General features: G+C 73.8%; 7 protein-coding genes. 3 read left to right on the forward strand and 4 right to left on the reverse strand.

Annotated features, from left to right (window positions below; genetic code table 11):
- Window positions 1-71: 71 nt before the first annotated feature.
- Window positions 72-749: a uracil-DNA glycosylase gene (locus tag ABZ914_RS18960; protein ID WP_500194389.1), complete on the reverse strand. Its 678-nt coding sequence runs from the start codon at window positions 747-749 to the stop codon at window positions 72-74.
- 252 nt (window positions 750-1,001) lie between these two features.
- Here ABZ914_RS18960 and ABZ914_RS18965 point away from each other — a divergent pair, with 252 nt between their 5' ends.
- The gene (locus tag ABZ914_RS18965; protein WP_500194391.1) at window positions 1,002-2,459 is read left to right on the forward strand and encodes a WS/DGAT/MGAT family O-acyltransferase; all 1,458 of its coding nucleotides are present in this window, start codon (window positions 1,002-1,004) and stop codon (window positions 2,457-2,459) included.
- A gap of 6 nt (window positions 2,460-2,465) precedes the next feature.
- Here ABZ914_RS18965 and ABZ914_RS18970 read toward each other — a convergent pair whose 3' ends face one another.
- Window positions 2,466-3,464, reverse strand: coding sequence for a hypothetical protein (locus tag ABZ914_RS18970; protein ID WP_500194392.1), 999 nt, complete (start codon window positions 3,462-3,464; stop codon window positions 2,466-2,468).
- 87 nt (window positions 3,465-3,551) lie between these two features.
- Here ABZ914_RS18970 and ABZ914_RS18975 point away from each other — a divergent pair, with 87 nt between their 5' ends.
- Window positions 3,552-4,850, forward strand: coding sequence for an MFS transporter (locus ABZ914_RS18975; protein ID WP_500194395.1), 1,299 nt, complete (start codon window positions 3,552-3,554; stop codon window positions 4,848-4,850).
- 132 nt (window positions 4,851-4,982) lie between these two features.
- Window positions 4,983-5,285: an SAV_915 family protein gene (locus ABZ914_RS18980; protein ID WP_190865951.1), complete on the forward strand. Its 303-nt coding sequence runs from the start codon at window positions 4,983-4,985 to the stop codon at window positions 5,283-5,285.
- A gap of 70 nt (window positions 5,286-5,355) precedes the next feature.
- Here ABZ914_RS18980 and ddaH read toward each other — a convergent pair whose 3' ends face one another.
- Window positions 5,356-6,198 carry a dimethylargininase gene (gene ddaH / locus ABZ914_RS18985; RefSeq protein ID WP_500194397.1) on the reverse strand — a complete coding sequence of 281 codons (843 nt, stop codon included), beginning with the start codon at window positions 6,196-6,198 and terminating at the stop codon, window positions 5,356-5,358.
- 194 nt (window positions 6,199-6,392) lie between these two features.
- A complete protein-coding gene (locus ABZ914_RS18990; RefSeq protein ID WP_500194399.1) occupies window positions 6,393-7,019 on the reverse strand; it encodes a TetR/AcrR family transcriptional regulator in 627 nt (208 codons plus the stop codon).
- Window positions 7,020-7,151 lie beyond the last annotated feature (132 nt).

Below are 7,151 nucleotides of genomic sequence, written 5' to 3' on the forward strand. Positions count from 1 at the left end.
CGCCGCCTTGGCCGACCGGGTCACCGTGCCTGCGCAGGGTTCCCCCGGCTCGGACCGGGCGGCGAGGGGGCTTAGGGGAGTTTCCAGTCGATGGGTTGGGCGCCTTGCTGTTCCAGGAGCTGGTTGGCGCGGGTGAAGGGGCGGGAGCCGAAGAAGCCGCTGTTGGCGGAGTAGGGGCTCGGGTGCGGCGACTCGATGCAGGGGACGTTGCCGAGCATCGGCTTCAGGTTGCGGGCGTCGCGGCCCCACAGGATCGCGACGAGCGGGCGGTCGCGGGCGGCGAGGGCGCGGATGGCCTGCTCGGTGACCTGCTCCCAGCCCTTGTCGCGGTGCGAGCCGGGCTTGCGCGGCATGACGGTGAGGGACCTGTTCAGCAGCAGGACGCCGCGCTCGGCCCAGGGCGTGAGGTCGCCGTTGGACGGCTCGGGGTGGCCGAGGTCGTCGCAGTACTCGCGGAAGATGTTGACGAGGCTGGCGGGCAGCGGCCGGACGTCGGGGGCGACGGAGAAGCTGAGGCCGACCGGGTGGCCGGGCGTCGGGTACGGGTCCTGGCCGACGATCAGCACCCGGACGTCGTCGAACGGCTGGGTGAAGGCGCGCAGGATGAGGTTCCCGGCGGGCAGGTAGCGGCGTCCGGCGGCGACCTCGGCGCGCAGCCAGTCGCCGGCGGCGGCGATCGTCCCGGCGACGGGGGCGAGGGCCTGCGCCCAGCCGGCTTCGACGATCTCGGAGAGGGGGCGTGCCGTCATGGCGCATCAGCCTAGTGCGATGATCACAGGGGCGGAGGCCGAACCGTTTCTTGATCAGGCCTGTGACGTTTCCTGACCACAACAGGGCGGCCGATCGGGAAAAGGATTCCTGTTGCCCTAATCGGCAGATGAACCGGGTGAAACGTCCCGTTAAGTCGGCGTTACTTCCCGCCGTGGAGCGTTGACGTTCCGCGTCCGCCGCCGAAACCTGGGAGGGCAGGCAAGTGCCGGACGAGCGGACGGGACGATCGGATGAACCAGCTGACCAGCGTGGACGCCACATTCCTGAACGCCGAGATGGGCAACGTGCACGCCCACATCGCGGGGCTCGGGGTGCTCGATCCCGCGTCGTGCCCGGGCGGGCGGCTCACCGTCGAGCAGGTGGCCGGCCTGGTGCGCGAGCGCGCCCACCTGGCGCCGCCGCTGCGGCGGCGCCTCGTCCGGGTGCCGCTCGGCCTGGACTTCCCGTACTGGGAGGACGACCCGGACTTCGCGCCGGAGAAGCACATCGTCGAGATCGGCCTGCCCGCGCCCGGTGACGACCGGCAGCTCGCCGACGCGGTCGCGATGCTGCACGAGCAGCCGCTCGACCGGTCCCGCCCGCTGTGGGAGATCGCGCTGATCCAGGGGCTGCGGGGCGGTCGCGTCGCCGTGTACCTGAAGGTGCACCACGCCGCGATCGACGGCGTGCTGGCGGCCGAGACGCTCGCCGCGCTGCTCGACCTGTCGCCCGAGCCCCGCGAGCTGCCGCCGGACGACGCCGCTCCCGCGCGCGCGCCGAGCCCGGCGGCCATGGTCGGGACGGGCCTGCTGCGGGCGGCGGCGCATCCCGCCCGGACGGTGCTGTCGATCGCGCGCACCGCCCCGTACCTCGACGAGATCCCCGGCCTCGCGTCGATCCCCGGCATCGGTTTCGTGTCGTCGCTGGTGCAGGGCGCGCTGGGGCGGCCGGAGGCGCCGCCGGTGCCGCGGGTCGCCGCGCCGCCCACCCCGTTCAACCGGCCGGTGGGCCGGCGCCGCGCCGTCGCCTGCGGCGAGCTGCCGCTCGCGGACGTCAAGGAGATCCGGCGGGGGCTCGGCGGCAGCGTCAACGACGTGGTCATGGCGCTGTGCGCGACCGCGCTGCGGCAGTGGCTGGACAAGCGCGGCGACCTGCCGGACGGGCCGCTGGTCGCGGGCGTGCCGGTGTCGCTCCGGCTGGCGGGCGCCGCCGGTTCCGGCGGCAACCAGGTGTCGATCATGAGCACGCCGCTGGCCACCCACATCCCCGACCCGGCGGAGCGGTACGCCGCCGTCCGGCGCGACATGGACCTGGTCAAGCGGCGGTTCACCGCGTCGTCGGGCGGTTGGGTGCGGGAGATGAGCGGGCTGCTGCCCGCGCCGGTCGCGGGCGCCGTCACCCGGTTCGCGCTGCAGGCGGCGTCGGCGGTGTCGCTGCGCCCGGTGAACCTCGTGGTGTCGAACGTGCCGGGGCCGCAGTTCCCGCTGTACCTGTGCGGCGCGCGGGTGCTCGGCTACTACCCGATCTCCGTGGTCACCGACGTCAGCGGCGGCATGAACATCACGGTCTTCTCCTACGACGGCAAGGTGGACGTCGGCATCGTCGCCTGCCGCGACCTGGTGCCCGACCCGTCGGAGCTCATCGACCACCTCGACGACGCGCTGGACGAGCTGCGGGCGCTCAGCCGGCAGGTCCTCGGGGAGGGCTGACGGCGCTCAGGCGCCGATGCCGAGGGCGGCGCGGTGCCGCCGGGCCAGCGCGAGCGCGGCGGCTCCGGCCGGCTGCATCGGCTCCGGGACCGGCCCGTCGAGGTCCGCCATGGACACGCGGCCCTCGTCGTTGACCTCGACGAGCCCGCTGAACAGGTCCGCGAACGCCGCGTCGTCCATCACGACGGCGGTCAGGATGTCGAGCGCGAACGTCAGCGGATCGACGCCGAGCCCGAGGAAATGGGCGCGGACGCGGCGCTCCTTCCGCGCTTGCGTCATCGCGCGGTGGAACGGCCATTCCTCCTGGACGAAATGGTCGCCGTAGTCCTCGTCCATTCCGAGCAGTTCCTCGGCGTATTCGCGGACCATGCAGCGCCACAGGTCGAGGTCGTCGCGCTCGTCCGCCAGCGGCTGGAAGACGCCGACCGGCATCACCTGGTGGAGGCCGCCGGCGTGCGCGACCTTCGCCGGGTCCCGCCAGTGCAGCACGTACGCGCCGGACACCGTGACGGTCAGCGTCGTGATCGCGCACAGCGCCGTCCGGCGCCCCAGGTCGCAGGGGTCGCCGACGCGGCGGCGCAGGCCGTCTCGGCCGGCGGCCAGCTCGTGCGCGGCGGCCTCGCCGACGTTCACGCCGTCGAAGTACCGGCCGGGGCCGAACCGCAGCACCGGCGGGGCGGCGGCGAGCAGGCGGTAGCTCGGCCGGTCGTCGAAGATCCTCGGCGGGGCGAGCGCGGCCAGGGCGCCCGCGTAGGTGCGGTACCCGTCCGGGAGCCCGTCGGACGGGTCGGCGACGGCGGGCGGTCCGGGTGCCGGGTCCCATTCCAGCCGGACGTCCTCCAGGGGGACGGGGGCGTCCGGGATCCATTCCTCGCGGCACATCAGCCGTGTCCCCGCGACGCGCGGGACGCCGGGGTAGAGGTCGCTCGCGAGCCGCCCGAGGCGGTCGCGGCCGGCGTTCAGCAGCGCGCGCTCGGCCCGCCACCGTTCCTCGTCAGGGTTCACCACGCCGACCGTAGGCCATGGGGGCCGCGCCCGCGCGACCCGATCCGGGTCCGGATCACCGGAGAACGTGACCTAAAGTAGCGATACGTGCAGACCGCCCAAAGCGTAGAAAACCCCCTGGAGTCCCTGGAGAAGCGGAGCGCGGCGCCCCTCGCCTGGGCGCTGTGGGGCGTGGGCGTCCTCGCCTACGTGGTGGCGGTCCTGCACCGGACGTCCTTCGGCGTCGCCGGCATCGACGCGGTCCACCGCTTCGGCGCGTCCGCCGGGATGCTGGCCTCCTTCACCGTCCTCCAGCTCCTGGTCTACGCGGGCCTCCAGATCCCCGTCGGGCTGCTGCTGGACCGCGTCGGCCCCCGCTGGATGATCGCCGGCGGCGCGCTGCTGATGGCCGCCGGGCAGGCGCTGATGGCCGTCTCCACCTCCGTCGGCACCGCCGTCGCCGCCCGCGTCATGGTCGGCGCCGGCGACGCGATGACCTTCATCAGCGTGCTGTCCATCGTCGCGACCTGGTTCCCCGGCCGGCAGGCGCCCGTCGTCACCCAGCTCACCGGCCTGCTCGGCCAGCTCGGCCAGGTGCTCAGCGCCGTCCCGCTCGTCGCGCTGCTGCACGGCCCCGGCTGGACGGCCGCGTTCGGCTCCGCCGCCGCCCTCGGCGTGCTCGTCGGCGTGCTGTCCGTCGCCGTCCTGCGCGACTCGGCGCCCGGCGCCGTCCGCACCGCGCCCCCGCCGCTGCGCCAGGTCGGCCGCGACCTCCGCGCCGCCTTCCGGCACCCCGGCACCCGCCTCGGCCTCTGGACGCACTTCGTCACCCAGTTCTCGTCCAACACGTTCGCGCTCATGTGGGGCTACCCGTACCTGGTGTCCGGCCAGGGGATGCGCCCCTCCGCCGCGTCGACCCTGCTCACCCTGTTCGTGCTGGCCAACGTCGTCTCCGGGCCGTTCGTCGGGCGGCTCGTCGCCCGGTACCCGCTGCGCCGCTCCCGGCTCGTCCTCGGCATCGTCGGGGTCAACGCCGCCGCCTGGGCCGCCGTCCTCGCCTGGCCGCCGCCCGCGCCGGCCTGGCTGCTGGTCGCGCTGGTGGTCTGCGTCGCGCTCGGCGGGCCCGGCGCCATGATCGGCTTCGACTACGCGCGCACCTTCAACCCGCCCGCCCGGCAGGGCACCGCCACCGGGATCGTCAACGTCGGCGGCTTCGCCGCCGCCCTCGTCACCATCCTGCTGATCGGGTTCGTGCTGGACGCACTGTCGCCCGGCAAGGACTTCACCCCGTCCGCCTTCCGCGCCGCCTGGACCGTCCAGGTCCTCATCTGGACGATCGGCGTCGCGGGCGTGCTGCGGACACGCCACCTCACCCGCCGCCACCTCGCCCTCTCCGAGGACCGGTAAAGGCGCAGGAAAAGCCATTCTCCGGCCGGCCGTAATGTGTCATCGGCTCGGTCAGATCCATCTTGACGCTCGGTGGACATCGATGTGTAGAGTTGATCTGTTTTCGACCGACAACTGCACGAGGGGCACCGGGTGGCGGACGGGCAGGACGGCGGCGCGGCCGCCTGGACACAGGTCGTCTACGTTCCCTCCCGCCGCTTCCACCAGGGCGACGGCATCGCCGAATTCGTCCTGAGCCGGTTCGAGGACGGCCGCAGCGTTCTGCCCATGTACTCGTCCCTCGAACTCCTCGTCGCCGGCTGCGGCGAGGACCAGCCCTGGGTGGCCGTCCAGGTCCGCGCCCCCGAGGGCATCGAGGAGCTCGCCGAACTCGCCGGGGCCGACGTCGTCCTCTGGGACGTCGACTTCAGCCAGGTGGAGGGGGACGCCTCCTGACCGGCCGCCGGCTCGCACGGGCCGGGGCGGAGGAGGCCCGGCGGCGGACGCCGCCGCCGGGGCGGAGGGGTCAGGGCCGCAGCTCCAGCGTGCAGCACTTGGGGCCCCCGCCGGCCTTGCGGAGCTCCGACAGATCCACCGGGACGGGCTCGTACCCGTGCTCGCGCAGCGTGCCGATCAGGCCGGCGGCCTCGGCGTTGATGACGACGTTGCGGCCGTCGCACACCGCGTTGAGGCCGAGGACGGCCGCGTCCGCCTCGTCCGCGATCACGGCCTCCGGGAAGAGCCGTTCGAGCACCGCGCGGCTGCCGGGCGAGAACGCGCCCGGGAAGTAGGCGACGTTCGCGCCGCCGAGCGGGAACAGCGCGGTGTCCAGGTGGTAGAAGCGCGGGTCGATCAGCCGCAGCGTCACCACCGGGCGGCCGAGGAACTCCTGCGCCTCCTGGTGGGCGGCGATGTCGGTGCGGAAGCCCGTCCCGGCGAGGATGACGTGGTCCAGCGTGAGGAAGTCGCCCTCGCCCTCGTTGGTGTGCTCCGGCAAGAGGACGTCCGGGAAGCCGTTCTTGCGGAGCCAGTCGGCGTAGGCGGGGCCTTCGGCGGCCCGCTCGGGGAAGGTGAACCGCGCGCCGTAGGCCCGTCCGCCGACGACGAGGGCGCCGTTCGCAGCGAAGACCATGTCCGGGAGGCCCTCGATCGGGTCGATGAGGCTGACCTCGTGGCCGAGCGACAGGTAGGCGGCGCGCAGCGCCTCCCACTGCGCGACGGCCCGCCCCGCGTCCGCGCCGGCGGCCGGGTCCATCCACGGGTTGATGGCGTAGGTCACGGCGAAGTGCTCGGGGCGGCACATCAGGTAGTGCCGCCGCAGCGCGGTCCGCCGCGGGGTGCTCGGCTGCGTCGCCGGCATCACGGTCATGCTGTCTCCTGGGGCTGCCAAAACGACTCGACTAAGCGAAAGCCTAGAAACGAACGCGCCGCATTCCAATGCGTCGTCCTTGCGCTGACCTGCGGATTCGTTGCGTGTTGCACCCTGCGCACGGCGATTCGTTGCGGCGCCTCCGCGGTGGTCGGGCGGCCTCTCCGCGGTGGTGCGGCGGGAGCCGCCGGCGGTCAGGCGGGCGGCCGGGGGAGCGGGGTGAACATGTGGTCGAGCATCGTGTGCAGGAAGGCCCGGAACCCCGCCACGTCGTCATGGGGGCAGGGGGCGGTGCTCGGGGTGTGGCGGCGGGGCGGCTCGTCCGGGCCGCTGCGGACGACGCCGCCGGTGAGGAAGCCGTAGACGCACCAGACCACGCTCCAGACGAGGTAGTCCGGGTCGACGTCGGGCGGGACGAGGCCGCGCACCGTGTCGGCGATGTCGCGGGACAGCGGCTTGGTGTAGACCTCTTCGAGGTCGGGCAGGTCGGCGGCGTCCCCCATCCACCGGTGCTGCCAGAGCGCCAGGACCTGCGGATGGGAGGCGTAGAAGTCCAGGTAGGCGTCCGCGAGGAGCATGATGCCGCGCCGGTCGGGGGTGAAGCCGGCCAGCGCCTCCCGCAGTGCCGTCTCCTCGGCCTCGTCGGCGCCGCGCATCACGATGCGGTACAGGTCCGCCTTGGTCGCGGCGACGCGGTGGACGGTGTCGAGGTCGCAGCCCGCCGCGTCGGCGATCATCTGCAGCGACGTCCCGTCGTACCCGAGTTCCGCGAAGATCCGCGTCGCGGTCTCGGTCAGCCGGTCCTCTTCGGTTCCCTCCATGGAGATCACTCTAAGTGACGGGCTTGTGACGGGTCGCGGGTGCCGTCGTGGGGGGGGGGGCGGGGCGGCGCGGCGGGCCGGCCGCCGGCGCCGCACCGCCCCGGGCCGCGCGAGGCGGGGTGGTCGCCGCGC

Source organism: Spirillospora sp. NPDC046719, assembly GCF_040645715.1.
GTDB lineage: Bacteria > Actinomycetota > Actinomycetes > Streptosporangiales > Streptosporangiaceae > Spirillospora.